Source organism: Streptomyces sp. H27-H5 (assembly GCF_026627505.1).
GTDB lineage: Bacteria > Actinomycetota > Actinomycetes > Streptomycetales > Streptomycetaceae > Streptomyces.
Window position 1 is genome coordinate 1 of record NZ_JAPNLK010000291.1, and the last position, 1,427, is coordinate 1,427.

A 1,427-nucleotide genomic window follows, 5' to 3' on the forward strand; every position below is an offset into this window, starting at 1 on the left:
CTGTGGTGGTCCACCTGGCGCCGCCGCCATCAACACCGCGCCCGCCTCTGCCACCGCCGTTGGCACACCTACGCCGACACCACACCATGACCAGCCAGCACACCAGCGGCTATCTACAGCTGCCGTACGGTGGGGGCGGAGCGGAAGGAGCAGGATTCGAACCTGCGTGGGCGTGAGCCCGACCGGGTTTCCCCGGACCTCGTTCGGCCGCTTCGAGTACCCTTCCAGGGTCGTTCTCTCACAGGATGTTCGTCGCCCGCACCACGCTCCACAGGGAACGCGGCGATATCCCTCCGTCGAAGGCGAAATATTCGGGCAGCACCGCGCTCGGATACCACTTCGACTTGTATTCGAGTTGGCTCTTGGCGGGATAGACGCGGTCACCGTGTTCGGCGATCAGACGGATCATCCGGGTGGCGGCGCGGCTCGCGGTCGGCAGTCGGTGGGCTTCGTCCAGGCCGGTGAACGGCGTGAACCCGAAGTGCAGCCAGGGCGCCCCCAGGGCCCGGACGTGGTCGATGGCGTGGGAGTTGATCGCCTCCATCACACCTGGTGGGCAGTCCGGCAGCCGCCGGCTCAGGTCGTGCAGCCAGCCGGGACGTGATCCGTACACGGGGGCGTAGGAGACGTAGCCGATCGCGGCGCCGTCGATCCTGCCGACGAACAGCTTCCGCAGGGGCTGCCAGGGTCCGCCGATCTCGCCGATCAGGAACGTCAGTTCCTTGGTGTGCTTCCCCTTCTCCCGCAGCCACCTCGCGTCGATGTCCGCGATCTCGCCGGCGACCGCGTCGGCCTCGGCGTCGACCGCGGAGACCTCCAGCCCCGCGCGCTGGGCGCGGGAGATCTTGTTCCGCAGTCGCACGAAGCGTTTGCCGCGCAGGCTGAAATCCGTGAGTTCCACGGCATAGGACGCCCCGACCTGGTTCACGGTGAGTCCCAGTTCCGCGAACAGTTCGGCGTCCTCGCGCTGGAGTTGCACACCGACGACCCTGCGGCCGTTGCGGTGCGCGTGTTCCAGGAACCGGGACTGCAATTCCCTGCGGCCCGGCTCCCCGGTGAACGGTCCCCCGAATTGGATCCACCGCCGGCCGTGCGGCCGGTAGCAGATGAATCCCTCGATGCCGGTGAAGGTGAAGTACTCGTTGCCGCGGTTGAGGGCGAGGAACGCGCTCGGATTGTCGGCGTACCGCTCAAGGGCGGAAACCATCGAGGCGTGGTCCTGCGGTTGGAGCGAATCGGGCACCTTCATGCGCTGTCCCCACGATCGGCGATGCGTTGGAACAGACGTTAGCGGCCCCCTCTGACCCTCGATCCACCGCGTGATCTTTGATCACGCGGTGTGATTGCTTTTGTGGTGGGTTTCCGGATTCGGGCAGGCCGGTATCCCGGGTGGCCGTCCCGGTGGCGGGTTCTCCGAGGTTCTTTCT

General features: G+C 66.8%; 1 protein-coding gene and 1 tRNA gene. Both read right to left on the minus strand.

Annotated features, from left to right (window positions below; all coding sequences use genetic code 11):
* Window positions 1-141: 141 nt before the first annotated feature.
* Window positions 142-226 (minus strand) — tRNA-Phe (locus OTB19_RS42830).
* 12 nt (window positions 227-238) lie between these two features.
* A complete protein-coding gene (locus OTB19_RS42835) occupies window positions 239-1,249 on the minus strand; it encodes a bifunctional lysylphosphatidylglycerol flippase/synthetase MprF (protein WP_267804272.1) in 1,011 nt (336 codons plus the stop codon).
* Window positions 1,250-1,427: the final 178 nt, after the last annotated feature.